Below are 25,000 nucleotides of genomic sequence, written 5' to 3' on the forward strand. Positions count from 1 at the left end.
TCGTACGACAGCAGATACGGCCCTGCAGGTCAACTGCCCTGCAGGTCAGAGTCCTCGACGGGGCGGCCGACGAGGGACGGGCCCGCCTCCTCCCGGGCCCCGGCTCCGCGCTCCAGGCGCACTGCGCGGCCCTGCCATCGGCGGCGCAGCCAGCGGTCGTGGCTGGCGACGACGATCGCGCCGGGTCCCGGCCCCAGGGCGGCTTCCAGCTCGTCGCACAGCCGTGGGGAAAGGTGGTTGGTGGGCTCGTCGAGGAGGAGGAGCTGGGGCGGGCGTGCGGCCAGGAGGGCCAGGGCGAGACGCCGACGCTGGCCCACGGACAGGTGGCCGACCGGTTTGTCCAGGTCCGCCTCGTGCATCAGGCCGAGCGAGCTCAGCGGCACCTGCTCGGCCCGTCGGGCCCCCAGCGTCTGCTCATAGGTATCGCGGGCCGTGCGATCGGGTTGCTCGAAATCCGTGTCCTGAGTGAGCAACCCCACCGTCAGCCCGCGCCGCCGACGCACCTCGCCCTCGGCCGGGAGGTGGCCGGCGAGCACGGCGAGGAGCGTCGACTTGCCCGCGCCGTTGGCGCCCGTGACCAGCAGCCGGTCGGTTGGTGAGATCTCCAGGCAGCCCAGTGTGAGCCGGCCCGGCACCCGGATGCCGTGCAGCGAGAGCAGGGGACCGGAGTCCTCCTCGCGGTGCGCGGCCATGTCCCCGGCTGCGAACCGCAGCGGCCGCGGTGGCTCCGCGACCTGGGCGCGCTCCAGGTCCTCCAGTCGCCGGGTGGCATTGCGGACCCGGCGGGAGATCTGATTCTGCACCCGCCCGGCCCGGTGGCCGTAGCCCATCTTCTCGTTGTCGGTGCGGCCCCGGTCCGGCGCGACCCGGTGCGCGGTCACTCCCACTGCCTTTCGCAGCTCCGCCAGTTCCTCCTGCTCCTCGGCGTAACGCCGCTCCCAGCGCTCCCGCTCGGCGCGCTTGTACGACAGGTAGGCGCTGTAGTTGCCGCCGTAGCGGACCGGCCCGTCGACCGCCGGGTCGAGGTCGATCACGTCGGTGCAGACGGCGTCGAGGAACGCCCGGTCGTGGCTGGCGAGGACCACGGTTCCGGGCAGGGCGCGGATCTGCTCCTCCAGGAAGGCGGCCGCGCCGTCGTCGAGGTGATTGGTCGGCTCGTCCAACAGCAGCGCCGACGGACGGCGTACGAGCAGGGCGGCCAGGGCGAGACGGCCGCGCTGACCGCCGGAGAGGGAACCGAGGGTCCGTTCGTGCCCGAACGCGCCGAGGCCGAGACCGTCCAGGACCAGGGCCGCGCGACGGTCGGCGTCCCAGGACTCGCGGTCCTGAGCCTGCTCCAGACGCCTGCCGTAGGCGTCGAGGAGGTCCTGGTGGCCGGGATCGTCCTCCGGGAGCAAAGCGAGTTCCGCGCCGAGCCGGTCCAGCTCGGCGAGGTCCTCGCGGGCCTCGCGCAGCGCCTCGTCCAGCACTACGGCGATGGTGGAGCAGGCGTCGTAGGGCATCTCCTGGTGAAGGAACCCCAGGTCGGCGGGGCGGGTGACGCTGCCCGCGTCGGGCTCGTCCGTGCCGGCGAGGACGCGCAGCAGGGTGGACTTGCCGACGCCGTTCTCCCCGATCAGGCCGATGCGGTGGCCGGGCGAGGCGGTCAGGGAGATGCCGTCGAGAACGCGTCGTCCGCCCAGGGTGCGGACGAGGTCGAGGGCGAGCAGGGCGGGCTGGGGCAGGGGGGACTGAGGCACAGGGGGACCGTCCAATGTGATCGGTGTTCGGCCCGCGGGGCATGTCGCCTCGGACGCGGGCCACGTCACACGTCGGTGGATCACACCTCGGGAGCTCCCGTCTCCTTGAGTGCCCCGTCGGCCAGCCGCAGCCAGCGGTTCACGCCGATCGCGGCGAGGAACCGCTCGTCGTGACTGACCACCATGAAGGCGCCCTGGTAGGAGTTGAGCGCGCTCTCCAGTTGGCCGGCGCTGACCAGGTCGAGGTTGTTGGTCGGCTCGTCGAGCAGCAGCAGGTGCGGAGCCGGTTCGGCGCACAGTACGCAGGCCAGGGTGGCGCGCAGCCGTTCGCCGCCGGAGAGCACCCCGACCGGAAGGTGGGCCCGCGCGCCTCGGAAGAGGAAGCGCGCGAGCAGGTTCATGCGCTCCGCCTCGGGCCGCTCGGGGGCGAAGGCGGCGAAGTTCTCGGCGACCGTGTGGTCCGACTTCAGCAGGTCCAGGCGCTGGGAGAGGTAGGCGACGCGGCCGTCGTTGCGTTTGATCTCCCCGCTGTCCGGGGCGAGTTCGCCGGTGATCAGGCGCATGAGGGTGGTCTTTCCGGCGCCGTTGGGGCCGGTCAGGGCGATGTGTTCGGGGCCGCGGACGGTCAGGTCGACGCCGCCTTCGGCGAACACGTTCCGGTTCCCGAGGCGGACCTGCATGTCCTTGCCGAGGAAGAGATTGCGGCCTGCGGGCACCTGGGTGTCGGGCAGTTCCAGGGTGAGCCGCTGCTCGTCGCGCAGGGCGCGTCCGGCCTCGTCGAGGCGGGCCTTGGCCTCGCCGACGCGGGAGGCGTGCATCGTGCCGGACCTGCCCGCCGCCTCCTGCGCGCCGCGCTTCATGTTGCCGGCGAAGATCTTGGGCAGCCCGGCGTGCTTCAGGTTCTTGGAGGCGTTGCTCATCCGGCGCTCGGCGCGTTCGCGGGCCTGCTGCATCTCCCGTTTCTCGCGCTTCAGTTCCTGTTCGGCGTTGCGGACGTTCTTCTCGGCGACCTCCTGCTCGGCGCGCACGGCCTCCTCGTAGGCGGTGAAGTTGCCGCCGTACAGGCGCAGTTCGTCGCTGCCGAGCTCGGCGATGCGTTCCATGCGGTCGAGCAGCGCGCGGTCGTGACTGACCAGCAGCAGGCAGCCGGTGAAGTCGGAGAGGACGTCGTAGAGCTTGTGCCGGGCCTCGACGTCGAGGTTGTTGGTGGGCTCGTCGAGCAGCAGGACGTCGGGGCGCTTGAGCAGTTGGGCGGCGAGGCCGAGGGAGACGACCTGGCCACCGCTGAGCGTGCTCAGGCTGCGGTCCAGGGTGAGGCCGGCCAGGCCCAGGCGGTCGAGCTGGGCGCGGGTGCGTTCCTCGATGTCCCAGTCGTCGCCGATGGTGGCGAAGTGCTTCTCGTCGACGTCGCCGGACTCCACGGCGTCCAGGGCGCGGATCACCGTGGCCACGCCGAGCACCTCGGCGACGGTGAGGTCACCGGTCAGGGGCAGGCTCTGCGGGAGGTGGCCAAGGGTGCCGCTCACGGACACCGAGCCGGTGGCGGGCTCCAGTTCACCGGCGATCAGCTTGAGCAGGGTGCTCTTGCCGGAGCCGTTGGGGGCGACCAGGCCGGTGCGGCCGGTGGGCACGGTGAAGGACAGGTCCTGGAAGACCGGGGTGTCGTCGGGCCAGGCGAAGGAGAGATTCGAGCAGACGATCGCGGCGTCGGACATGGAGGTGACCTCGAAAGGACTGAGGGCAGAGCTGTTTACCTGCCCTGGGCAGACGGGGAAAGGGGTACGACGAAACGGACCACCTCGGCAGCGCTCCTCAGCGCCCGCCGGTGGCCGTCAGATCCGGATCTCACCCGGAGATGTCGTCTTCACCCACCACGTCTGTGACTCCTCGATCGACGGTCAACGTCCCCGGGAGTCTAACATCCGCCGTCTCGTTCGCAGGCGGTGTTGCCGTCGGCCGAGCTCATACGTGTGCATGGACGGCACGGCCTGCGTTGACAGCCCCGTGGCAGCATGGCAGCATCGTCACCAGTTAAACCGGTGACGATGTGGCATGGCCGGGCAAAAGTCAGTTGCGTGGCCAGGCAAAGGTCACATGTGCCGGAAGGGGCGCACACCATGGTGGAGAAGCCGAAAGCCCAGCCCAGGGCCGGGGGTGCACCGGTCGGGCGGCGGGCGATGCTGGGCATGCTCGGCGCGGGCGCGGCCGGACTGGCCGCCGCGCCGTACCTCCAGCGCGGCTGGGAGGGGTTCCTCGCCGCGGCCTCGGAGGTCGACGCCACCGGCCTGACCGGCCTGCTGCCCGACCCGGGCGGCTTTCGGTACTACAGCGTCGTCGGTTCGGTCCCGCACAAGGGCGAGACCGACTACATGTTGCGGGTCGACGGACTGGTCGACCGGCCGAAGACGTACACGCTCGACCAGCTGCGTGCGATGCCCCAGACCCGGGTCGTCCACGATGTCGTGTGCACTGACGGCTGGCGCGTGGCCAAGACCCCCTGGGAGGGGGTGAGGCTGGCGGACATCCTCGACGACGCCGGGGTGCGTTCGCCGAGCGCTGCAATCCGGTTCACCTGCTTCGACGGCGCCTACACCGAGAGCCTCACCCTCGAACAGGCCCGCCGCTCGGACGTCCTGGTGGCACTGAACATGCAGGACAAACCCATCACCCACGCGCACGGCGGCCCGGTCCGCCTGTACGTGGCCCCCATGTACTTCTACAAGTCGGCCAAGTGGCTGTCCGGTGTCTCCGTCACCGACAAGGTCGTTCCCGGCTACTGGGAGGAGCGCGGTTATGCGGTCGACGGCTGGCTCGACGAAGCCGACCGGAACAGCGACGCGGCCTGAACGCGAGGGCCGGGTACGTCGTTTCAGCACCGCTGAGCGCTTGGTCCACCGGGCCACCGGATATCTGATGCTGCTGTGCCTGGTCTCCGCCGCCTGTCTCTATCTCGGGCCACTGGCCCAACTCGTCGGCCGGCGCCACCTGATGGTCACGGTCCACGAATGGTCCGGCATCTCGCTGCCGCTGCCCGTCCTGCTGGGGCTCCTCTCACCCGCCTTCCGTGCGGACCTGCGCAGGCTGAACCGGTTCGCGGTGTACGACCGGCAGTGGCTGCGTGCCGTCCGCAGGCGCCGTACCTCGCCCGAAGCGCGCCCGGCCGGCAAGTTCAACGCGGGTCAGAAGCTCTACGCGGGCTGGATCGCCGGTGCCGTGCTGGTGATGATGTTCACCGGCCTGCTGATGTGGTTCATGGGGCTGCTGCCCTTCATCTCCCGCACCAGCGCGATTTTCGTGCACGACATTCTGGCCTGGGCGATCACCTTCGTCCTCCTGGGGCACATGCGCAGGGCGTTCGAGGACCCCGAGGCGCGGTCGGGGATGCGTACCGGGTACGTCAGCCTCTCGTGGGCGCAGCGGTACCACTCGCGGTGGTTGCCTGAGGAACGGGTGGGCGACGGTGCCGAGGATGCGAAGGTCCGTCGAATGACCCCACGTGCCCCCGGCAGGCCCGGCCGACAGTCATAGGTACAGGCCGTCAACTGACTGTGGGTGTTCCTTCTCGAATGGCGACCCACACCCCCTAGTCACCGTTTTAACCGGTGAAAACATATAGATCAACAACCGGCCCACCTCATGCGCTGTGCACATGTGTCGCCGAGGCCGGACGCACACCTACTTTCTGGATGGGAAACCCATGAGACGACGACTGCTTGCTGTCCTCGCGGCCAGTGTTCCGCTGGCTGCGGTGGTGTACCTGCCGACTGCCTCGGCGGAAACCAAGGACGCCTCCGCTGCCACCCCGTTCACCTGCATGGCACCGTCCGTGAAGGCGCCGGCCGGCACCAGGGTGGAGTCCGTGACCGCGATCGGCCAGGAGGGCGGCACCATCGCCGGCACCGGAGCCCTCGGCGGTTCGGTCTCCGGCGTCCCGGCCTACTGCGAGGTGACGGTCACCCTCACCCACCCCGGCGGCAACGACCACGCCAAAGTCCGCACCTGGCTGCCCGTCAGCGGCTGGAACGGCCGCTTCCAAGGGCTCGGCGGTGCCGCCTACCTGGCCGGCGACAACAACGTCGGTCTGGGCACCGCGGTGAAGAACGGCTATGCCGCCGTCTCCACCGACGCCGGTGTCGGCGACGCCCTGGACACCAGCTGGGCCCTGAACGGCGAGGGTCAGGTCAACACCGCGCTGCTGAAGAACTTCGCCTCCCGCTCCCAGCACGAGGCAGCCGTCGTCGGCAAGGAGGTCGTCGACGCGCTCTACGGCGAGCGTCCCGCGTACTCGTACTTCATCGGCTGCTCCACCGGCGGTCGTCAGGGCTACATGGAGGCCCAGCGCCACCCCGGCGACTACGACGGCATCCTCGCCGACGCTCCGGCCGTCAACTGGGACGAGTTCGAGGTCGCCACCCTGTGGCCGCAGGTGGTCATGAACAACGAGAAGACCTACCCGTCCCAGTGTGAGTTCGCCGCCTTCACCAAGGCCGCCGTCAAGGCCTGCGACCCCCTCGACGGCGTCAGGGACGGCCTGGTCAACGACGCCTCACGCTGCGACTACGACCCGCGTCGGCTGGTCGGCACCAAGGTCGTGTGCGACGGCAGGGAACTGACCGTCACCGCCGCCGACGCGGCCGTGGTCCGCAAGATCTGGGACGGTCCACGCACCGCCACCGGCAAGAAGCTGTGGTACGGCGTCCCCGTCGGCGCCGACATCTGGTCCCTGGCCGCGCACACCGACCCCGACGCCGACGGAAACGTCGTCGGCACGCCCTTCCCGGTCCCGGCCGCCTGGGTCAAACTCTGGGTGGCGAAGGCCCCGTCCCTCGACCTCTCGAAGATCACCTACAGCCGGTTCACGCAGCTGTTCAAGCAGTCCCAGGCCGAGTACGACAAGGTCATCGGCACCGACGACCCGGACCTGTCGGCGTTCCGCGAGTCCGGCGGCAAGCTGCTGACCTGGCACGGTGAAGCCGACCAGTTCATCCCCGCGCAGGGCACCGTGCAGTACCGCCAGAAGGTCGAGCGGGAGCTGGGCGGCACCAAGAAGGTGGACGACTTCTACCGTCTCTTCCTCGCCCCTGGCACCAACCACTGCGGTCTCAACGGCCTCGACGGCTCGGCGGACGGCCTCGCCGCACTGACCGCCTGGGTCGAGCACGGCAAGGCGCCCAGGACCCTGCCCGCCACGCTGGTCAACGCCCAGGGGCAGAGCGTCTCCCGCGACCTTTGCAGGTACCCGCAGGTGTCCCGCTACAAGGGCCACGGCGACCCGGCCGCCGCCTCCAGCTTCACGTGCGTCTCCCCGCGCCGGCACTGACCTGACCGCCGACCACCCGGGACCGACGGCGTGGCGGCGGTGCGCCATGTGTTCGGCGCCTGGGCCGTCGTCTCCGGGGCCGCCCAGCTGACCGTCGCTGGAAATCCCGCCGACTGCGCGCCCGGACCGTGGGACACGCTCGCCCTCGCGCATCGGAACCGCGCATCGACCCGTGGCCTTCGAGGCCGTGGGTCGATGCGCCTGCGCAGGAGATCCACGTGCGGGAAAGCTCCAGCAGCGAGGGATGCGGTACAGCGTTCGTCGGCCCCTCCTCGGCAACGGCACACCGAGTACGCCCCACTCGGGACTGGTGGCAGCCGGACTCCCACGACCATCCTCGTCCGGCGCTGGTGGTCGGACATCCCGGCAGCGGGGTGAAGGAGCAGACCTCCGGCACCTACGCCCAGCTGCTGGCCGAGCGTGGATTCGTCACTCTCGCCTTCGACGGCGCTCACCAGGGCGAGTCCTGCGGTCTGCCCCGCGGGCTGCCGCCGTCTCGTACCTCACCACCCGCGAGGAGGTCGACCCCGACCGCGTCGGTCTGCTGTGCATTTGCGCCTCCGCCGGCTACTCGCTGGCTGCCACCAGCCGCGACCACCGCGTCAAGGCCGTCGCGACCGTCTCCGCCGCCGAATCCGCCCGCCAGTTCCGCTTCGGCGCCGACGGCTCCCCGTACCCGGCGGTCTTCCAGGCCCTCCCGGACACCGCCGAGGAGGCGTGGGCCCTGGGCGACGAGCACGGTATCGAGGGCAAGGAGTGCTACTGCGGCGCCCGTGGCTGTCACGAGCGCTCCGCGAAGCACCTCACTTGGGACAGCGTCGACAAGATGGCCTCCAGCGACGTCATCCGCGCCGTCCCCCGCATCCCCGGCGCCGGCTAGGTCGACCTACTGAGTTCACGTAGGGGGCACATGGGGGAGGGGCCGACAGCGCACGCTGCCGGCCCCTCCCCCATGTGAGGGCGCGTCACTTCGCCTGCAGCGGCCCCGCGAAGGACTTGCGCAGCGACTGGGGAGCGACCAGGGGCAGGAGCACGGCGAGCATCTTGCCCTTGACCGTGCTCGGCTCCCGCGTCAGCTCGACGTCGACCCGGGTGCCGCCGTCCTCGGGGGTCATCCGGAAGACCCAGCCGCCGCCGGCCCCGAAGAGCTTGGAGTCCAGCGTGGTGACGACGACCGTGTCACCGGAGGGCTCCCACTCGTAGCGCGCCCGCTCCCAGGCGGCCGCGGTCCCTTCGGTGACCTCGGCCCAGGTGTCGCCGAGGTCGTGCACCTCGAAGTGGTCGGCGTCGATCGTGGGCCAGGCCTGGGCACGGGAGGGGCCGAAGTCGGTCAGCACTCCCAGCACGTCCTTGGGGCCGAGCTGGGAGACGAGGTGGAAGCGTACGACTGCCATGGGGTGTCCTCACCGCGAAGTAACCGTTCTGAGTGGTGACGAGAGGTTCCCATGCGATAGCGTCACCAGTCAAGACGGTTACTCTGGGGGTGGGTGTATATCCGGCAGGAGATCCACGTGAGGCATGTGTTTCCGTGCGGACGCCCAAAACGGCGGGCGCCGAGAGCGATTTGGGCGGATGAGGCGACATGGGCTGTCGGCTGTAGGCGCCGGGCCGCTGTGAGGCCGAGGAAGGCCAGGCAGTTGCGCGGATGTTGCTCGTTACACGGTGACAGGCGGCGGTAGCCGGTCAGCCAGGAGATCGTGCGCTCGATGACCCACCGGCGGCGGCCCAGCCGTTCGCTTGAGTCGATTCCCTCGCGGGCGATGCGGACGCCGATCCGCTGGCGGTGCAGCCATCGCCGCAGTTCAGGGGCGTCGTACGCTCTGTCCGACCATCGGATTCAGCCCGAGGCTGTCGTGAGTGTTCGCCGCCGAGAGCGCCGCCCCCGCCCTGCGGCCGCACCCGGTATGAGGCGGCGAACCGCCGTGTACGACGGTGACGGTGATCCCGCCGGTGAACCCGGGGCTTCTGTGCTGGTGGAAGTGAGTCGGGCGGTCTTCGCCGTCCTCCTCGTCCGTCCCGGCCCGGTGAAACGGCGACCGCCGACAGGTCTGTATCACCAAGACCTGATCGGAAGGACCGAACATGACCCTCGCCCCGCCCCACAAGGCACCGGCATCACTGCCGTGGGTACTGCTGCTGACCGCGGTCGCCGCCCTCGTGGTGGCACTCGACCAACTGGTGGTCGCCACCGCGCTCCGAACGATCCACCACGACCTGGGCGCCTCGATGACGAGCCTGGAGTGGACCGTCAACGCCTTCAGTCTCAGCTTCGCCGCGCTCATGATCCCCGGCGCCGAACTCGGCGACCGGATCGGCCGCAAGCGGACGTACATCCTCGGCCTGGTCGTCTTCGCGCTCGCCTCGGCCGCATGCGCCCTGGCGCCGAACATCGGACTGCTGATCGCCGCCCGCGTCCTCCAGGGCGCGGGCGGCGCCATGATCTCGCCTGCCGCACTGGCGCTCCTGACCGCGGCCGCGCCGCCGCACAAACGCGGCGCCGTCATGGGCATCTACGCTGCCGTGATGGGCCTCGCCGTCGTCGGCGGCCCGCTCGTCGGAGGGGCCGTCACGCAGGGCCTGGCCTGGCAGTGGATCTTCTGGATCAATGTGCCGGTCATCGTCGCGGTCATTCCGTTCGCCGCGGTCAAGCTCACCGAGATGAACGGGAAGCCGGTCGCCGTCGACTACCTGGGCATCCTTCTTGTCGCGGCCTCGATGTTCGGCCTCGTGTGGGCGCTGGTCCGCTCGGGCCCGGCGGGTTGGGGCAGCGGGGAGGTCCTCGGCTCCCTGGTGGGCGGTCTCGTCCTGCTTGCCGCGTTCGTCGGCTGGGAGCGGCGGGCCACGGAGCCGATGCTTCCGATGAGCCTGTTCCGCGTCCCCGCTTTCGCCGCCGGCAACCTCTCGACACTCCTGCTGACCGCGTCCCTGTTCAGCACGGTCTTCTTCCTGGCCCAGTACCTCCAGATCTCGCTCGGCTACTCCCCGCTGGGCGCCGGGATCAGGTTCCTGCCGTGGACCGTGCCGCTCTTCTTCGTCGCGCCCCTCGCCGGCCGGCTGCAGGACCGCATCGGCCCGCGCTGGCTGATCTCGTCCGGGCTGTTCCTCCAAGGTGCGGGACTGGTGTGGCTGGGCGTCAACGCCCACCACCACGACTCCTACGGGTCCTCCGTCGCCGCACTGATCATCTCGGGCATCGGGACGTCGATGGCCATGCCGGCCCAGCAGAGCGCGGTGATGACGTCGGTGCCGCCGCAGTCGATGGGCAAGGCCGGCGGCACCTTCAGCACGGTGCGCCAACTCGGCGGCGCCCTGGGCATCGCCGTCCTCGCCGCGGTCTTCGCGGCCCACGGCAGCGACCGGTCGCCGGAGCAGTTCGCGGACGGCTTCTCGGCGGCCATCATCACGTCCGCGGTGCTCGCGTTCGTCGGGGCCGCCTCGGGGATCCTCGCCCCGGGCCGCACACCCGCCGCGCGGCGGGCTGCGCAGCACCCGGCCGCTCAGACCGCACAGGAGGAACTCGGTGTCCGTTGAGAGCCACCGCACGGACGACGAGTTCACCCGGCTCGCCGACCCGTACCAGCAGGAGCTGCTCGCGCACTGCTACCGCATGCTCGGGTCGTTCCAGGACGCCGAGGATCTCGTGCAGGAGACGCTGATCCGGGCCTGGCGCGGATACGACAAGTTCGACGAACGATCGTCACTGCGCACCTGGCTGTACCGGATCGCGACCAACGCCTGCCTGACCGCCCTGCGGAGCAGCCACCGCCGTGTCCTGCCCTCCGGTCTGGGCGCCGCGACGGAGAGCCCGGAGACGGCCGACCTGTCGAGGGCGGATTCGCTGCCGTGGCTGGAGCCGATGCCCACGCACCGTCCCGGGGATCCGCAGGACGACCCCGCCGGCATCGCGGCGCTCCGCGACAGCACCCGGCTCGCACTCATCGCCGCCTTCCAGCGCCTGCCCGCCCGGCAGCGCGCCGTCCTGATCCTCGTCGACGTGGTCGCCTTCCGTCCCGCTGAGGCGGCCGACTTCCTCGGGATCACCGTCACTGCCGCCCGCAGTCTTCTTCAGCGTGCCCGCGAGACGCTGGCCCAGGACGTCCCCGACGAGGAGGAGATGAGGTCGGGCTCCGCGGCCGACATGGCACTCGACGAGAAAGTCGTGCGGCAGTACCTGCGCGCCTTCGAGACGTCGGACACCGCCGCTCTGGCGGAGCTGCTGCGCTCGGACATCGAGTACGAGATGCCGCCGATCCCCACCTGGTTCCTCGGCCGCGCGGCCGTCGTCGACCACCTGAGGCGCCGGGCGTTCGCCCAACCGCACCGGTCCCTCGCCACCTCCGCCAACGGCTGCCCGGCGGTGGCGACCTACAGCCTGGCGCCGGACGGCTCGTTCGTCCCGCACGGCATCCATGTGCTGGAGATCCGCGACGGATTGATCGCACGGATCGTGGTCTTCCTCGACGGCGGGCTGTTCCCTTCGTTCGGCCTTCCCACCTCACTCCCCGGTTCCGCGGCGCCATGAGCGGCCCGCCGTCGCGCAGGCACCGGCTCGAGAGTCCCTGCGATGGCGCTTTCTGGAGACAACCGTTTGACTGCTTCGGGTTAGACAACCTTTGCCAGAGTCTGAACGTCCAAAGAACAACAGGAGACGCGCCGTCTCCGTTGAGGGGGAACGTTCATGCTCAAGGTGAGCATCGTGGTGCCCGTGTACAACGCGGGCCGCTACATCGACATGTGTGCGCCGTCGCTCTTACGTCAGACCTTGGGGGAGGATGCGTACGAGATCATCTACGTCGACGACGGTTCGACCGACGACTCCGCACGGCGGCTCGACGCGTTGGCCGACGAGCACGCGCATGTGCGGGTGATCCACCAGGAGAACTCCGGCTGGCCCGGCAAACCCCGTAACGTCGGCATCCGGGAGGCGCGCGGCGAGTACGTCCAATTCGTCGACCAGGACGACGAGTTGACTCCGGGGGCTCTGGAGCACCTGCACCGGTTGGCCGTCCGCAACAACTCCGACATCGTCCTGGGCAAGGTCATCGGCACCATGGCGGGCCCGAGCAACGTCTTCAAACGCACCGTGGAGCGCTGCACGGTCGAGGACGCGCCCCTCATGGAGAGCCTCACCCCGCACAAGATGTTCCGCCGCGAGTTCCTGCTCAGCCACGACCTCCGGTTCCCCGAGGGCCCGGTGCGCCTGGAGGACCAGCTCTTCATGGTCCGCGCCTACCTGCGTGCCAAGACGGTCTCGATCCTCGCCGACCAGCCCTGCTACGTGTGGAAGCGCCGCGACGACGGCGGCAACACCAGCAGCCGGGCCACCACCCCGGAGGACTACTACGGTCATCTGCGCACGGTCGTGGAGGCCATCAAGCAGGACACCCAACCCGGCCCGCTGCAAAACCACCTGCTCCGCCGCTCCTACCGCGTCGAACTGCTGCGTCCGGTGAACGAACCGCGCGTCCTGCAGCGCACCGGCAACAACCTCCAGCGCCACTTCGACGTCGTACGCCGCATGGCCCTGGAGGCCTACCCGCCCGGTGTCCGCGACGGCCTGCCCGCCCTGACCCGGCTGCGCGCGCACCTGCTGGAGGAGGGTCATCTGGACTCCCTCGTCGAACTCGCCCGCCGCACCCGGCGCATCAGGCCCGAGGTCACCGTCGACGACATCCGCTGGCGGGACGGAAAACTCCACGTCACCACCACGATCGGTATGCGCCGCGCCGACGGTGAGCCCCTCGCCCTCGTCGAACGCTACGGCCGGATGCTCCTGGACCCCGACCTGCTGGACGGCATCAAGGGCGCCGAGGGCTGGGAAGCCCCGCATCCCCTGGGCCACGCCCACGGCGAACTCCTGGTCCACGACACGGCCCGGGACCTGTGGTGGTTCCCGGACGCCGACCTGACCCCGCGCACCCAGCCACTCGGCGGGCACCGCCACCGCGTCGTACTCACCGGCGACACAGCCATCGACCCCCTCACCCTGGCCGGCGGCCAGGCCATGGAACCCGGCACACACGTGGTGTGGGCCAGCGCCCAACTCCTCGGCGTGGGCCGCAGAGCAAGGGTGACCCGCCCCGACGCCGAGACGCGCGGTGCCGCTCCCGACCTCGGTCTCGGCGCGGGCCTCGGACTCGGCTTCGGCTCCGTCAGAGTGGGAAACCCACCCCACCTGGTGATCCCGGCCTGGAGCGGCCCCACCGGCCAACTCCGCCTCTCCGTACGCCCACCGAGCCAGGCCACGCTCCCGCACCGTCTCTACCTGCGCACCACATCCGTCCCGCCCATCCGCCGGGCAGCCCGCACAGTCCTCCACCGTCTGCCCCCGGACGTCCGAGGCCGGGCAAAGAAGCTGGCGCGCAGGGCGGACCCCTGGAGCGGCACCTGAGAAGGGCCAAGGCACCAGACGACGTTCGCCTCGTCTGGTGCCTGGCAGTGGTGGGCTGGGCTGAACCGGGGTGCGTCACCGGCACGGTGTTGACGCACGCCGGCCTCCTGGCCGCCGGGCAAGGAGAAGAAGTACGGCATCCAGGCGGCGGCATCACAACAGCGTGGTCTCCTCGCCGACCGACCGCTCGCGGGCTGCGGCAACGACCAGCGCCGTCGCCGCGGCGTCCTGCACGGCCACGCCGACCGACTTGTAGAGGGTGATCTGGTCCGGTGTGGTGCGCCCCGGTCTGCTGCCGGCGATGAGTTCGCCCAGTTCGGCGTGCACGTGATCGGCGCTGATGAGGCCGTCGCGGATCGGCATGAGCAGGTCGTTGCTGCCGGCCGGAAGCGGGGCGAGCACGGCCTGCCGTGATTCGACGCACACCAGAGCCTCAGCCACGGTGGCGTCGTCGATCTCGCGGCCGGCCGGGTTGTACCCCACGGACGCGATGTGCACCCCGGGTGTCAGCCAGGAGCGGCGGATCACGGGTTCGACGGCGTGCGTCGTCGCGGCGGCGATGTCCGCGCCGTCCAGTGCCTCGGCGTAGCTGGACACGGCCTGGACCTCGCCCTCCAGTACGGACGAGAGTTCAGCGGCCAGGGCAGCGGCTTTCGCTGGATCCCGGCCCGCGACACGGATCTGCCGGATCGGGCGGACCCGACAGATCGCGCGGGCGTGGGACCGGGCCTGCACGCCGGTGCCCAGCACTGCCAGCACGGTCGCGTCCTCGCGGGCCAGCAGCCGCGCCGACAACGCGGAGCAGGCGCCGGTCCGCGCCGCGGTGATGGCCGTACCGTCCAGCAGGGCGGTGGGCTCACCGGTGTCCGGATCGAACGCCACGATCAGCGCCTGGTGTGTGGGCAGCCGTGCCGCGTCGTTGTGCGGGAAGAGTGACACCAGCTTGGTCATGAGCACCCCGGCCGACGGCAGGAAGCCCGGCATGGCCGCCAGGAATCCCTCACGTTCGGGCACCAGGGCGGCGACGCGGTCGGGAACCGAGGCGCGGCCCGCGCTGAGGTCTGCCATCGCAAGGGCCAGGGCATCGATCAGGGAGTCCACGTCGAGCAGGGCTTCGACCTGCGAGCGGCCCAGAACAAGCATGCGTCTCAACCTCCTGATATCGGTCATACGGCCGACGACCGCACAGCCGAAGCGTCGACCCCGACCCCTCACCGCCCCGGCTACGACACGCCGTTGCCCGCGAGGAGGTTCATCCGTACGCGGCTGAGTCCGTTCAGCATATTGGCTTGAATTCACCCGGCGCCCTGACGAAATTCCCTATGGACTGTGCCTGAAATGTGGCCTGAATGCGGTCATACGAAAAAGAGGATCGTATTTTTACAAGATTTGGGTGCGCGCTCCTGGCACGCTGGCGGCGGCGCAGACACCCCATGCGGGGCGTCACGTCAACGCCTTCGTAGTCGAGCGGAAAGAGGAAGCAATGCGATCTTCTCTGACCAGAGCACTCGTCGTCACGAGCGCCGTCGTCGGCATGGCGGCCGGAGGGCTTGCGGGTGCGAGTGCGAGCGTGGCGGCGCCTCAGCAGGCCGTCAGGACTACGGTCAGCAGCGCGCATGTCTCCCCCCTCGCGGTGAACAACCTCGGCCTGAACACAGCGCGGGCCAAGAACTGGCAGAGCTGCCTGAACGCCTGGGGCTTCAACGCCGGCACCGAGGACGGACAGCTGGGCACCAACAGCTGGAAGGCGGCCCAGAGGATGCTCAACGCCTGGGGCTACAACGCGGGCACCGTTGACGGGGTCGTCGGGAGCAACACGATCACGGCATTGCAGAAATTCCTGAACGCCGTCGGCGAAAACGCCGGAACTCCCGACGGGATCGCCGGACCGCAGACCCGGGCCGCGTTCTGGAATTACAACGCGACGGGCTGCTGAGCAATACCGCCTGTCGTGGTGGGCTGGTCGAGCGGGAAATTACCTGCTCGACCAGCCTTTTGCGATGACGTGGACGACGAGGAGCGGGAGGACCTGCATGGAAGCGCCGTTCCGTGGCCGCCGCCTCAGGCGAAGTCGGCCTCGGTGATGCCGTCAGGGTGTCCGGAGGGCCACTCCACCAACTCGATCCGATAGCCGTCAGGATCCGTGAGCCATGACGTCTTCGGGCCGTCAGGACCACCCGGGTACTGGAGGGGTTCGGGCCTCAGGCCGACTTCGGTCAGCGCCTCCAGAGTGCTGGCGAGCCTCTCCACCTGGATCGCGAGGTGGTCGAAACCGCTGCCCACGTCGACCGGCGCGTCGCCGGGGCGGTGGACCAGTTCGAGCGAGACCGCCGGTTCCTCGGGGAACTTGAGCAGCACGAGGCGAGCCCCGTCGCCGGCCTCGACCCTGCCCAGTTCGGCGTAGCCCAGTGCGGTGTAGAAACCGAGCGAGCGGGCCAGATCGGTGACGCGGTAGGAGACGAAGAGCGTCTTCACGCGGCCTCCCCGGTGCGACGCACCCGGTAACGGAGATGCGTGACGTCTCGGTCCTCGAGCCGTCGGACGAGGTCGAGTTCGATGTGATCGCCGCCCAGGTGGTCGAACAGCCGGCGCCCCTCCCCGAGGAGGACCGGGACCAGGTGGATCTCCATCTCGTCCAGCTGCCCGGCCCGGAGAAGCGCTTGGGCCGCCCCCGCCCCGTGGACCATGGCCGGCCGGTCGCCCGCGGCTGCGCGAGCCTGACGGGCGCAGTCCTCGACGTCGGTGACGAAACGCGCGTGGCCGGGTGGCACGTCCCCGTCAGCCACCTGGTGGGTGAGTACGAAGATGGGCACGCCGTCGTGGTGATCGCCCTGCCAGCGCCCGGCGAGTTCGAAGGTCCGACGGCCGGAGATCAGCGCTCCGGTCGCCAGCGCTTCGCGGTAGACCTGGCCGCTCGGACCGTCGGACTTTCGGTCGTCGAGCCAGTTGAAGAGGCGTCCGCCGTCGCGCCCGAGCTCCTGCCCCGGCCGATCGTCCGGGCCGGCGATATAGCCGTCGAGCGACATCGACATGTACAGCCGAATCGGATTGTTCATCCTGGCCTCTCCGTCTCTCCTCCACGACACCCGGATCCGGCGCTTCCTCAGCCGTCGGCGGGGTGGGCTGGTCACAAGGGAGACTGCTGGCAGCCGGCAAACTCATCGGCCCGGCGCGCCGGTCTCCAGCGTTCGAGGAGAGGACTGCGCTCGATGGTGAGCTCCGGCACGGGCCAGGGCGACGAGGCGCGATACCGCAGGCCGTCCGGCGCCCACTCCCGTGGCGGTGTGCTCACGGCCCGCCACCGCTGCTGGGGGACGGGACGGGCTTGACGACTGCGGCGGGTGCTTCTGCGACCCCGAGTTCCGTCCCGCGTCGGACGCCGACCGCGTCTGGGCTCCGCCAGGCGGGCTCCGCCAGGCGACCTGCGCTGGGCCGCCATGACCGCCGGGCAGGAACGAGCGTGGAGGCGATCGGAGGAGGCGTGGGCCGACCGCCGGAAACGGTTGAACGGGACAGGGACCGAGGCGGCGGTCAGGGCTTGCGGGCGAGGGTCGCCGCGATGAGATGTTCCCAGACCGTGAGTTGCCGTTCCCCGCTGTTGTTCCAGGGAGTCTCGGTCTGGTCCGGGCGCCAGAGGGGCGCGGGGACGATGCCGGGGTCGAGGATCTCCAGGCCGTCGAGGAGAGAGGCGATCTCCGCGTCGGTACGCCACCGGCCGCGGCCGAACGTCTGCTGGAGGACCTTCTCGGCCTCCTGCGTCTCCGGGTTGTCGCCGGAGCGGAAGTGGCTGACGAAGAAGTAGCTTCCGGAGGGCACGTTCTCGCGCCAGTAGCGGACGATGCCGGCCGGGTCCTCGTCGTCGTTCACGTGGTGAAGGATGGCGCTGAAGATGACGGCGACGGGCCGGGTGAAGTCGATCAAGCGCACGGTGTCGGGGTGGGTACGGATGCCTTCGGGGTTGCGCACATCCACCGCGACGACCCGGGTCTGGTCGTCCTTCTCCAGCAGCGCTCGACCGTGGACCAGGACTTGGGGGTCGATGTCGACATAGACGACCCGGGCCTCGGGGGCGTGCCGTTGCGCGACCTGGTGGACGTTGTCCGCGGTCGGCAGGCCGCTGCCCAGGTCGATGAACTGCTGAATGCCCGTGGTCCTCACGATCTCCCCGACCGCGCGGGTCAGCGCCGCGCGGTTGGCGAAGGCGATGGCCACCGAGCCGGGCAGGTCGCGTTTGAACACGTCGCCGATCTCCCGGTCCACGGCGTAGTTGTCCTTGCCGCCCAGCAGGTAGTCGTAGACGCGGGCGATGCTGGGCTTGGACGGGTCGATGGAAGAGCCTTCGTACGTCATGGCGATCATTTTCCCCGTAACGTCCCCTGCTGGCCACGGTTTTGGAATGCCCGGGCCGACTGATCAGGTCGTAGAGGCCCAGGGCGTCGTGGAACCCGTGGCTCTTGCCGACGGACTACCGCCTGCGCGAGCTGCGCACACTTTGCCGTCCGCCGCGATCACCCGCGGCTCCCGACACGTGCCCTCGGGTGGCGGACGATGATCAACCGATGCCGCACCGCCATGATCACCACGTGCGCTCGGCCACCCACCGGACCGGACCAGCGCGCCATCGCGTTCTACGAGCAATTGTTTCCCGATTGCTGGGGGTGGGGTGATGTTGCCGCTTCGGGGCATCCGGGAGGTAACAGGTCGGCTCGCACCAGGAGGTACGTCATGATCGCGCTCGGCATCATTCTGCTTGTCATCGGTTTCCTCACCGGCATATCGATCCTGTGGACCCTCGGGATCATCCTGGCCGTGGTGGGCGCCGTTTTCTGGATCATGGGATCCATGGGGCACGCGGTCGCCGGCCGACGTCACTACTGGTGACCGGGCTGTCCTCGCAGCACGTCCGGCTGAATGCCTGCCTTCAGGAGGGGGCCCGCTCACTGAGCGGGCCCCCTCCTCCTACGACCAGCCGGTGAAATGCGGGTGCGCTGCGCGCAGCGCGCTACTGATAGCAGGGATTCCCACACTGGACGGTGAACGTGCCGTCGTCTCCGTCTGCGACGGATGGCACGGATGACACGGATGGGACGGCAGGGACTACTGAGGCGCCTGGGATCTTGCTGGTTTCCCACGGCATCGGCGCCGCCATGGCAGGCGCGCCGAGGGCGCCCAGAGCGCTCGTCACCAGGAACACCACGGTGATCACTCGCCTGTACACGTTCATTTCCCCCATTGGTCGTCGGTCGGAGCTTGCCGGGAGATGCCCGCTAGCGCGCCCTGATCGTCACGTGCTGCACCGGTGCCGACCCCGCAGCCAGGACGGAGCACGAGCCCAGTACCAACAGTGCGATCAGCGCGGCCTTGACGGCACGCCCCATGTGACTCCCCTGGTCGTTCAACGATGGCAAAACAGTGCCACGCACCTGCACGGGCCGCTATGCCTTCGATCCTCTTTGAAGTGTCGTCCCCGTGCCGGCCAGCAGGTTGAGGGCGAGTGACGTCGCCGTGTGCGCGACGTGCTTCCCGTCTCTCCTGCTGACGACGAGTCCTGCCCCGCGCAGGACGCCTATCTGATAGCTCGCACTGGCCCCGTTCCTCGCCCGCTCGGGCGAGCTCGAGCGGCTGCTTCTTGACGGGGTAGACGAGGACCGGATCGAGGCCGGGATCAGCGAGCGCCATGGGTCTGCGCCAGCAGAAGTACGACGGTACGAGCATCAGACCCCGCCCTTCCAGCCGCAGTTCCCGGTCGACGGGATAGTCGACGTCCAGGTACGGCGGGTTCCAGTGGGCGAAGGGGCGCAGGCCCTCCAGGAGAGCAGCTTGAGCGAGGAGGCGGGCGGTTCGTGGGGGCCGCGCATCCAGCCACGCACCGGCCGTGTGCCGGCGAATCGCGTCAGTTCCGCGGCCAATCGGTCGCGGGGCGTCGCCCGTAGCTCTTCGAGACCCGCCTCCAGGCACTCGCCTGTGACGGGAGGTGTGAGGAAGTCGGGGATGTAACCGGAGGCAGGGATGACAGTGCGCAGGGTGCCCACGGCGTGTGAGGCCCGAGGGTCCCGCGACAGCCGCCGGCCTGCCTCGCGACGCCAGTGCCCGAACTCCACGAGCCCCTGACGCGTCTGAAGGCGGCAGACCGCGCACATCAACTCCCACAGAGGATCGGGCTGCTGAGCGATGGAGAGACAACGCAGGGCGTCAGAGCCACGGCACGATCCGGGCGAGCTGCCGTCGCGCGGGCCCGCGCCCTCGGAACTCTCGTCCTGGGCACGGGGGTTCGTGCCCCGGCGGGGCCTCGGTACCGCTTTCCTGAAAGCGCGGGGCGCAGAGCGGGAGTCCGCGGTTACGCTCGCCGCGTGATGCACCGGTGGAAAGGCCATGTAAGCCGCCACCCTCTGTGGGGCGCCGTCGAGTTCACGTTCGCCTGGCATGTGGCGTTGGTGCTGTTCGCCAAGGTGATCCTGCCTCCCCTGGCACCGTCCTGGTTTCCCGACCTGGGCGCCACCGTCGTCAACGCGGTCTGCTTCGCGGGCGTCTGGGTCGTCCTGTGGCGGTGGGGATGGCTGCGCGTGAGTGGCGTCGCCGCGCTGGGCGGACTGCGGCGCTGGTGGCTGGCTCTCCCGATGCTTCTCGTGGCCTGCTCGTACGCGGTGGCAGGCGTGGAGGGACGTACGACTCTGCTGGTCAGCAGTCTGATCTCGCTCATGTGGGTCAGCATCAACGAGGAGATCTACAGTCGCGGCCTCGTGCAACAGGTTCTCGCCCCGCTCGGTGCGACGCGGGCGGCGATCGGCGTCGGTTTCCTGTTCGGCGTCGGCCACTTGCAGAACTACCTGTTTTTCGGCGCCCCGTTGGACGACACGCTGTGGCAGATGCTGTCGGCCGGCCTGTTCGGCTTCACCTGCGCGGGGCTGCGGTTCGCGATCGGCTCGGTCTGGCCGATGGTCGCCGCCCACGGACTGGACGACTTCTTCCAGATCCGTTCACCGGGAGCGGCACCGGACTGGTGGCAGGTGTGCGTGTACGTCTTCCATGCCGTGTACGGGGTGTGGCTGCTGCGCCGCTACGGCACCGGAGATGTCCCTCTGACGCGGGACGGCGTTCCTGCGGACCCTGATGAGCGCCCCGAGCAGGCGGGTGCGTTGGAGTGACGGGCAGTTGCTCGATGGCGTGGCTGGTCTCGTGTCCTGTTCGGCACAGGGCGCGAACAGGACACGAGACCAGGAGCGGCGTCCCGGCTTTCGCCGGGGAGTGAGGAGGTGAGGTGCGGAGACGGAGCAAACCCTCGGGTCGGACCGAATCCGTACGCCACTTCCTCAACGCCATTGCGTCCCTGGCCGGTTCATCGGCTCATCGTGCGTGCTGGCACGCACGATGAGCCCCCGGCCTGACGATTGCCGCAGCAGCGGAATCAGGCGGGGCGGATGTTCTCCGCCTGCGGGCCCTTCTGGCCCTGCGTGACGTCGAACTCGACCTTCTGGCCTTCCTGCAGCTCGCGGAAACCCTGGGCGGCGATGTTGGAGTAGTGGGCGAAGACGTCGGGGCCGCCGCCCTCCTGCTCGATGAAGCCGAAGCCCTTTTCGCTGTTGAACCACTTGACAGTGCCCTTGGCCATAACCGTCTCCTTCGAGGGAAACCGGGCCCGCACTCTGCGCGCCCGGAGGTGATCGCCCTGGTCCGGAGAGGCGCTGACACGCAAGAACGCCCGTGACGGCGATCACGGGCGAACAGGACTTCGGAACCACGACTGCTGGATCACGACGCTACACCCGGGGAGGGGCCGCCGCTACCGAGAACGCGGTCGACTCGGTACCCGGCGTGTCGCCGAACTCGCCCGCGTGGGCCTGCTGCTGCTCCTCGGCGGTCCGAGTTTGCCCCCGGTTTCGGGGCGGATCCGGGCCCTGCTGGTCGCTCTCCCGGTGCCGTCCGCGTCGCTGACGCACGCGTTCCGGAAAAAGAGGATTGGGCCGGAAGGGCGATCGTGCGGTCGCGGCCGAGGGACCGGTCCCGGGTGACGGACGAGCGCGCGGATTCCGCCAGACCTCAGGACACCGAGCAACATCATGAGCAGACCCTGTGCCTGCCGCAGGAGGCGGTTCAGTAGTACTGGACCAAGCAGAATTCGTGCTCCTCGGGATCGGCCATCACGACGACCACTCCTTCGTCGTAGTCGTGCCGTTCGCCGGTGAGCAGGCCGCCGAGGGCGATGACCTGGGCGATGCCCCGGTCGATGTCGTCGACCGCGACATCGAGGTGCAGGCGTACCTTCCCACGCTTCGGCTCGGTCACAGGCTGGAAGGTGAGGCGGGGGTGTGGGTCGTCGGGGTGGCCGAGATAGACCCAGCCGGGGCGGGACGGCATGGTCGGGCGATCCAGCAGTGCGCTCCAGAAACCAGCGGTTCTCTCCACGTCGAGGCAGTCGATGGTCACTCCGGCCCAGCGGTTCCTCATGTCGTCAGCTCTCCTGTGTCGTCGGGCGTGATGTCGGCGGCCCGGGCATCCTCGGCCCGGCAGCCGACGGGGCCGGGGGCAGCACGTCAGCGCGAGCCAGGTGCGAGTCTCCCCGGCGTACGCGTTGCAGGGCGAGGTCCGTGGCCGCGTCGGCGGGGATGATCCCCCGGCTGCGAGCTGTGTGGAAGACCTGTCGGAGCGTCGCGGCGATGCCGGACAGCCGCTCGGTCACCTGTTCCTCGGATTCCCCGCGCAGTTCGACACCGGTGGCGTGTATGACTCCTCCCGCACTGACGACCACGTCGGGTGCCCAGAGGATGCCGCGTGCGGCGAGGAGACGGGCGGTGGCGGGTTCGTCGAGCTGGTTGTTGGCCGGGCCGGCGACAGCGGCGCACCGTAGCAGCGGCACCGTGCGCGCGGTCAGCAGGCCGCCGAGTGCCGCCGGCACGAGGACGTCGACCTCCGTCGCGAGGGCGGTGTCCGGATCCACCCAGGTCGCGCCCACCTCCTCGGCCCGGTTCCGAGCGGCCGGGTTGATGTCCGTCACGACGAGCCGCGCGCCGGCACGGGTCAGGAGCCGGGCCACGTGGGCGCCGACCGCACCGAGGCCGATCACCCCGAAGGTCCGGCCGGCGAGCTCCGGTGAGCCGTAGACCTCGTCGGCCACCGCGCCCAGTGCCGCCAGGGTCCCGCGTGCCGTGTGGATGGAGGAATCACCGCTGCCGCCGTCCTCCACGGGCCGGCAGCAGACATACGGGGTGCGTTCCCCGATCACGGACATGTCCACCGGGCTGCTTCCCACGTCCGGACCCGCGATGTAGCGGCCGCCGAGCGATTCGATCGCGTCGCCCAGGTCGTGGAGCAGAGCCGTACGCTCCGCGCCGGTGGGCCGAGCCATGGTGGGCAGGGCGACGACGGCCTTTGCGCCGCCGTGGTCCAGACCGGCCAGGGCGTTCTTCTCGGTCATCGCCGCCGCCAGTCGCAGTGCGTCCGTGAGCGCGGCGGCGGGGTCGGGGTAGTGAGCGATCCGGCAGCCGCCGGCGGCCGGCCCGAGCGCGGTCGAGTGGACCGCGATGGTGATCGCGAGGCCGCTGCGGCGACCCCGCACGACCTGCACCAGCTCGTGCGAAGGATCCGGGACGAGGGGTGCCAGAGCTTCCAGAAGTACGGCTGTCATGGGGCGAAGCTAGCTGTTCCGACAGCGGCCATGCCCATGGACCGAATGGTATTCGGCTCAGGCGCCATAATCGCGGCATGGACGAACTTGATTCGGCGATCGTCCGGCATCTGCAGCGCGATGCGCGGCAGACCAACCGTGACCTCGCGCGCACCCTCGGCATCGCCCCGTCGACCTGTCTGGAACGCATTCGCGCACTGCGCGCCCGCGGAGTCATCACCGGCTACCACGCCGCCGTGGATCCGGCCGCCCTCAACCGCCACGTCCAGGCGCTCATCCACTTCCAGATCCGCCCCCTCAGCCGAGCGGTCATCGAGGCGTTCAAGACCTATGCGGCCGGTCTGCCCGAGGTCAGTACCGTCTACGTCGTCACCGGCGGGGACGACATGATCGTGCACGTCTCCGCGCCCAGCGTCGACCACCTCCACGGCTTCCTCATGGACAAGTTCACCGCGCGCCGCGAAGTCGTCGGATTCCGCACCTCTGTGATCTACCAGCACACCGACAAACAGGTGCTTGAACCCCTCACACCGTGAACTGCCGACGTAGGAGATACTGGGGAGCAAGGCGCGGGGGACCAGGGGTGAGGCGTGGGCAGTTCGGGGGAGGCGGGGACACTGTCGGCATCGCCGGGCCCGCCCACAAGCGCGCTGCGTGTGCTCCCGCTGACGGACCGGCCGGGCTGGCAAGCGGCTGGAGAGGTCAGCCTGCTGACCCGCCCGGCCTGGGAGCAGGCCCTGTGCCACCTTGCCCGGAGCGACGAAGAGACGTGTCACTTGGAACTTTCAGCGGTCACCTTCGTCGAGGTCGCCGGCGTCTCCGCTCTGGCCATGACCGCCCAGGGCATTCCGCAGGGGCGACGCATCGTGATCGAGGAGCCGCCTGCCGCCCTGCGGCGCGTTCTGGACTTGTTCTGGCCGGGCCTGCTGACTGTCGAGGTGATGGGGCGATGACCGGGCCCAGCACCGAACCGTTCGTTCATCCCGCCTTGTTCTACCGGGGCGAGGAGGAGTACCTGCACGGCACGGTGCCCTTCATCCGCGACGGCGTGAAGGCCGGGGAGCCGGTGGCGGTGGCCGTTCCCGGGCCGAACCTCGCCCTCCTCAAGGCGGCCCTGGGCGAGGACGTCGCCAAGGTGACGTTCCTCGACATGACCGAGGCGGGGCGCAACCCCGGACGGATCATCCCGATGGTGCTGCGCGCCTTCGCGGACACCCACCGCCAGACGCGGGTGCGGATCATCGGTGAGCCGATCTGGGCCGGCCGCAGCAGGGTGGAATACCCGGCATGCGTCCAGCACGAGGCACTGATCAACCCGGCGTTCCAAGGCCGGGAGGTCACCATCCTGTGCCCCTACGACGCCGACCGCCTCGATGAGCAGGCTCTCACCGACGCGCAGGCGACCCACCCTCTGATCATCTCCGGCGGCAGGGAACGGCCCAGCACCGCCTACGCCCCGGAGCATGTGGTCGACCGCTACAACCAGCCCCTGGAGCAGCCGTCGGCGGCCGAGGAATTCGCCTTCCAGGCCGGCCAACTGCCCGGGGCCCGGCGCTTCGCGGTCGAGCAGGCGGCGCGGCTCGGTCTGTCCGGGGTCCGTCTGGAGGACGTGGCCCTGATCGTGGCCGAGCTGACCACCAACAGCGTGGTGCACGGCGGGGGTTCCGGCATCCTGCGGGTGTGGGCCGATGACGGCCAAGTGGTGTGCGAGGTACGCGACCACGGGTACCTGGGCGATCCGCTTGCCGGCCGTTGCCCACCCGCACGGGACAGGCTCGGCGGTCGGGGCCTGCTGCTCGTGCACACCCTGGCCGATCTCGTACGCATCCACACCGGTCCCGAGGGAACGGCCGTTCGCTGTTACATCTCGCGCTTCACCGCGCGACCGTAGATCCCTGGTGGCCGACGTGGCCACGTGAGTCGTTGCT

22 protein-coding genes and 2 pseudogenes are annotated in these 25,000 nt (G+C 69.8%); 13 read left to right on the forward strand and 11 right to left on the reverse strand.

All coding sequences use genetic code 11. From position 1 onward, the window contains the following. Positions 1–29: 29 nt before the first annotated feature. Together D1369_RS40005 and abc-f are read right to left on the reverse strand one after the other, a co-directional pair. The gene (locus D1369_RS40005; RefSeq protein ID WP_118083184.1) at positions 30–1,724 is read right to left on the reverse strand and encodes an ABC-F family ATP-binding cassette domain-containing protein; all 1,695 of its coding nucleotides are present in this window, start codon (positions 1,722–1,724) and stop codon (positions 30–32) included. Positions 1,725–1,819: 95 nt separating this feature from the next. Next, the gene (gene abc-f, locus D1369_RS40010) at positions 1,820–3,454 is read right to left on the reverse strand and encodes a ribosomal protection-like ABC-F family protein (protein WP_007379536.1); all 1,635 of its coding nucleotides are present in this window, start codon (positions 3,452–3,454) and stop codon (positions 1,820–1,822) included. A 402-nt stretch (positions 3,455–3,856) separates the two neighbouring features. Here abc-f and D1369_RS40015 point away from each other — a divergent pair, with 402 nt between their 5' ends. The 4 genes and pseudogenes from D1369_RS40015 to D1369_RS40035 all read left to right on the forward strand — a co-directional run. Beyond that, complete coding sequence (locus tag D1369_RS40015) at positions 3,857–4,585, forward strand: molybdopterin-dependent oxidoreductase (protein WP_205574504.1); 729 nt, start codon at positions 3,857–3,859, stop codon at positions 4,583–4,585. After that, positions 4,533–5,267: a cytochrome b/b6 domain-containing protein gene (locus D1369_RS40020; protein ID WP_082319345.1), complete on the forward strand. Its 735-nt coding sequence runs from the start codon at positions 4,533–4,535 to the stop codon at positions 5,265–5,267. The genes D1369_RS40015 and D1369_RS40020 overlap by 53 nt, the downstream gene beginning before the upstream one ends. A 169-nt stretch (positions 5,268–5,436) precedes the next feature. Next, positions 5,437–7,059 carry a tannase/feruloyl esterase family alpha/beta hydrolase gene (locus D1369_RS40025; protein ID WP_118083044.1) on the forward strand — a complete coding sequence of 541 codons (1,623 nt, stop codon included), beginning with the start codon at positions 5,437–5,439 and terminating at the stop codon, positions 7,057–7,059. Positions 7,060–7,394: 335 nt separating this feature from the next. After that, positions 7,395–7,918: pseudogene (locus D1369_RS40035) on the forward strand (alpha/beta hydrolase); the annotation flags it as partial. Between the two features lie 106 nt (positions 7,919–8,024). Here D1369_RS40035 and D1369_RS40040 read toward each other — a convergent pair. Further along, positions 8,025–8,453 carry a hypothetical protein gene (locus tag D1369_RS40040; RefSeq protein ID WP_007379533.1) on the reverse strand — a complete coding sequence of 143 codons (429 nt, stop codon included), beginning with the start codon at positions 8,451–8,453 and terminating at the stop codon, positions 8,025–8,027. 212 nt (positions 8,454–8,665) lie between these two features. Next, a pseudogene (locus D1369_RS40045) lies at positions 8,666–8,933 on the reverse strand (transposase); the annotation flags it as partial. Between the two features lie 208 nt (positions 8,934–9,141). Here D1369_RS40045 and D1369_RS40050 point away from each other — a divergent pair. From D1369_RS40050 to D1369_RS40060, 3 genes are all read left to right on the forward strand, one after another. Then, positions 9,142–10,590, forward strand: coding sequence for an MFS transporter (locus D1369_RS40050; RefSeq protein WP_007379532.1), 1,449 nt, complete (start codon positions 9,142–9,144; stop codon positions 10,588–10,590). Continuing rightward, on the forward strand, positions 10,580–11,581 hold the full coding sequence (locus tag D1369_RS40055; RefSeq protein WP_007379531.1) for an RNA polymerase subunit sigma-70: 1,002 nt from the start codon (positions 10,580–10,582) through the stop codon (positions 11,579–11,581). The genes D1369_RS40050 and D1369_RS40055 overlap by 11 nt, the downstream gene beginning before the upstream one ends. A gap of 156 nt (positions 11,582–11,737) precedes the next feature. Further along, positions 11,738–13,450, forward strand: coding sequence for a glycosyltransferase (locus D1369_RS40060; RefSeq protein ID WP_007379530.1), 1,713 nt, complete (start codon positions 11,738–11,740; stop codon positions 13,448–13,450). Between the two features lie 153 nt (positions 13,451–13,603). Here the strand turns inward: D1369_RS40060 and D1369_RS40065 are convergent, their stop codons facing one another. After that, on the reverse strand, positions 13,604–14,593 hold the full coding sequence (locus D1369_RS40065) for an ornithine cyclodeaminase family protein (RefSeq protein WP_007379529.1): 990 nt from the start codon (positions 14,591–14,593) through the stop codon (positions 13,604–13,606). Between the two features lie 340 nt (positions 14,594–14,933). Here D1369_RS40065 and D1369_RS40070 point away from each other — a divergent pair, with 340 nt between their 5' ends. Beyond that, positions 14,934–15,386: a peptidoglycan-binding domain-containing protein gene (locus tag D1369_RS40070; protein ID WP_037898664.1), complete on the forward strand. Its 453-nt coding sequence runs from the start codon at positions 14,934–14,936 to the stop codon at positions 15,384–15,386. Between the two features lie 125 nt (positions 15,387–15,511). Here the strand turns inward: D1369_RS40070 and D1369_RS40075 are convergent, their stop codons facing one another. The 3 genes from D1369_RS40075 to D1369_RS40085 all read right to left on the reverse strand — a co-directional run bounded on the left by D1369_RS40075 (position 15,512) and on the right by D1369_RS40085 (position 17,800). Beyond that, positions 15,512–15,925 (reverse strand): VOC family protein, encoded by a 414-nt coding sequence (locus D1369_RS40075; RefSeq protein ID WP_007379527.1) that lies wholly within the window; start codon positions 15,923–15,925, stop codon positions 15,512–15,514. After that, positions 15,922–16,506 (reverse strand): dihydrofolate reductase family protein, encoded by a 585-nt coding sequence (locus D1369_RS40080; protein WP_007379526.1) that lies wholly within the window; start codon positions 16,504–16,506, stop codon positions 15,922–15,924. The genes D1369_RS40075 and D1369_RS40080 overlap by 4 nt, the downstream gene beginning before the upstream one ends. A 475-nt stretch (positions 16,507–16,981) precedes the next feature. Beyond that, complete coding sequence (locus D1369_RS40085) at positions 16,982–17,800, reverse strand: SAM-dependent methyltransferase (RefSeq protein WP_037902916.1); 819 nt, start codon at positions 17,798–17,800, stop codon at positions 16,982–16,984. A gap of 375 nt (positions 17,801–18,175) precedes the next feature. Between D1369_RS40085 and D1369_RS43255 the strand changes: the two genes are divergently transcribed. Then, on the forward strand, positions 18,176–18,331 hold the full coding sequence (locus D1369_RS43255; RefSeq protein ID WP_086023186.1) for a DUF6131 family protein: 156 nt from the start codon (positions 18,176–18,178) through the stop codon (positions 18,329–18,331). A gap of 1,472 nt (positions 18,332–19,803) precedes the next feature. After that, positions 19,804–20,595: a CPBP family intramembrane glutamic endopeptidase gene (locus D1369_RS40100; protein ID WP_007379523.1), complete on the forward strand. Its 792-nt coding sequence runs from the start codon at positions 19,804–19,806 to the stop codon at positions 20,593–20,595. Between the two features lie 260 nt (positions 20,596–20,855). Here D1369_RS40100 and D1369_RS40105 read toward each other — a convergent pair whose 3' ends face one another. From D1369_RS40105 to D1369_RS40115, 3 genes are all read right to left on the reverse strand, one after another. After that, the gene (locus tag D1369_RS40105; protein WP_007379522.1) at positions 20,856–21,059 is read right to left on the reverse strand and encodes a cold-shock protein; all 204 of its coding nucleotides are present in this window, start codon (positions 21,057–21,059) and stop codon (positions 20,856–20,858) included. 482 nt (positions 21,060–21,541) lie between these two features. Continuing rightward, entirely contained in the window at positions 21,542–21,895 is a 354-nt protein-coding gene (locus tag D1369_RS40110; RefSeq protein WP_037898662.1) for a VOC family protein, read from the reverse strand. A gap of 4 nt (positions 21,896–21,899) precedes the next feature. Further along, a complete protein-coding gene (locus D1369_RS40115; protein ID WP_063649562.1) occupies positions 21,900–23,072 on the reverse strand; it encodes a Glu/Leu/Phe/Val dehydrogenase dimerization domain-containing protein in 1,173 nt (390 codons plus the stop codon). A gap of 77 nt (positions 23,073–23,149) precedes the next feature. Between D1369_RS40115 and D1369_RS40120 the strand changes: the two genes are divergently transcribed. The 3 genes from D1369_RS40120 (at position 23,150) to D1369_RS40130 (ending at position 24,963) form a co-directional block, all read left to right on the forward strand. Then, on the forward strand, positions 23,150–23,608 hold the full coding sequence (locus D1369_RS40120; RefSeq protein ID WP_007379519.1) for an Lrp/AsnC family transcriptional regulator: 459 nt from the start codon (positions 23,150–23,152) through the stop codon (positions 23,606–23,608). A 120-nt stretch (positions 23,609–23,728) separates the two neighbouring features. Further along, on the forward strand, positions 23,729–24,025 hold the full coding sequence (locus D1369_RS40125) for an STAS domain-containing protein (protein ID WP_205574505.1): 297 nt from the start codon (positions 23,729–23,731) through the stop codon (positions 24,023–24,025). Further along, entirely contained in the window at positions 24,022–24,963 is a 942-nt protein-coding gene (locus D1369_RS40130) for a sensor histidine kinase (RefSeq protein WP_007379517.1), read from the forward strand. Before D1369_RS40125 ends, D1369_RS40130 begins: the two co-directional genes overlap by 4 nt. Positions 24,964–25,000: the final 37 nt, after the last annotated feature.

The organism is Streptomyces sp. CC0208, assembly GCF_003443735.1.
GTDB classification, from domain to species: domain Bacteria; phylum Actinomycetota; class Actinomycetes; order Streptomycetales; family Streptomycetaceae; genus Streptomyces; species Streptomyces sviceus.

Coding starts and splice junctions, on each gene's coding strand:
- D1369_RS40065 (WP_007379529.1), bottom strand. CDS start 14,593: ATGCTTGTTCTGGGCCGCTCGCAGGTCGAAGCCCTGCTCGACGTGGAC.
- D1369_RS40020 (WP_082319345.1), top strand. CDS start 4,533: ATGCGGTCGACGGCTGGCTCGACGAAGCCGACCGGAACAGCGACGCGG.
- D1369_RS40060 (WP_007379530.1), top strand. CDS start 11,738: ATGCTCAAGGTGAGCATCGTGGTGCCCGTGTACAACGCGGGCCGCTAC.
- D1369_RS40085 (WP_037902916.1), bottom strand. CDS start 17,800: ATGACGTACGAAGGCTCTTCCATCGACCCGTCCAAGCCCAGCATCGCC.
- D1369_RS40080 (WP_007379526.1), bottom strand. CDS start 16,506: ATGAACAATCCGATTCGGCTGTACATGTCGATGTCGCTCGACGGCTAT.
- D1369_RS40120 (WP_007379519.1), top strand. CDS start 23,150: ATGGACGAACTTGATTCGGCGATCGTCCGGCATCTGCAGCGCGATGCG.
- D1369_RS40040 (WP_007379533.1), bottom strand. CDS start 8,453: ATGGCAGTCGTACGCTTCCACCTCGTCTCCCAGCTCGGCCCCAAGGAC.
- D1369_RS40130 (WP_007379517.1), top strand. CDS start 24,022: ATGACCGGGCCCAGCACCGAACCGTTCGTTCATCCCGCCTTGTTCTAC.
- abc-f (WP_007379536.1), bottom strand. CDS start 3,454: ATGTCCGACGCCGCGATCGTCTGCTCGAATCTCTCCTTCGCCTGGCCC.
- D1369_RS40105 (WP_007379522.1), bottom strand. CDS start 21,059: ATGGCCAAGGGCACTGTCAAGTGGTTCAACAGCGAAAAGGGCTTCGGC.
- D1369_RS40100 (WP_007379523.1), top strand. CDS start 19,804: ATGCACCGGTGGAAAGGCCATGTAAGCCGCCACCCTCTGTGGGGCGCC.
- D1369_RS40070 (WP_037898664.1), top strand. CDS start 14,934: ATGCGATCTTCTCTGACCAGAGCACTCGTCGTCACGAGCGCCGTCGTC.
- D1369_RS43255 (WP_086023186.1), top strand. CDS start 18,176: ATGATCGCGCTCGGCATCATTCTGCTTGTCATCGGTTTCCTCACCGGC.
- D1369_RS40110 (WP_037898662.1), bottom strand. CDS start 21,895: ATGAGGAACCGCTGGGCCGGAGTGACCATCGACTGCCTCGACGTGGAG.
- D1369_RS40115 (WP_063649562.1), bottom strand. CDS start 23,072: ATGACAGCCGTACTTCTGGAAGCTCTGGCACCCCTCGTCCCGGATCCT.
- D1369_RS40050 (WP_007379532.1), top strand. CDS start 9,142: ATGACCCTCGCCCCGCCCCACAAGGCACCGGCATCACTGCCGTGGGTA.
- D1369_RS40025 (WP_118083044.1), top strand. CDS start 5,437: ATGAGACGACGACTGCTTGCTGTCCTCGCGGCCAGTGTTCCGCTGGCT.
- D1369_RS40015 (WP_205574504.1), top strand. CDS start 3,857: ATGGTGGAGAAGCCGAAAGCCCAGCCCAGGGCCGGGGGTGCACCGGTC.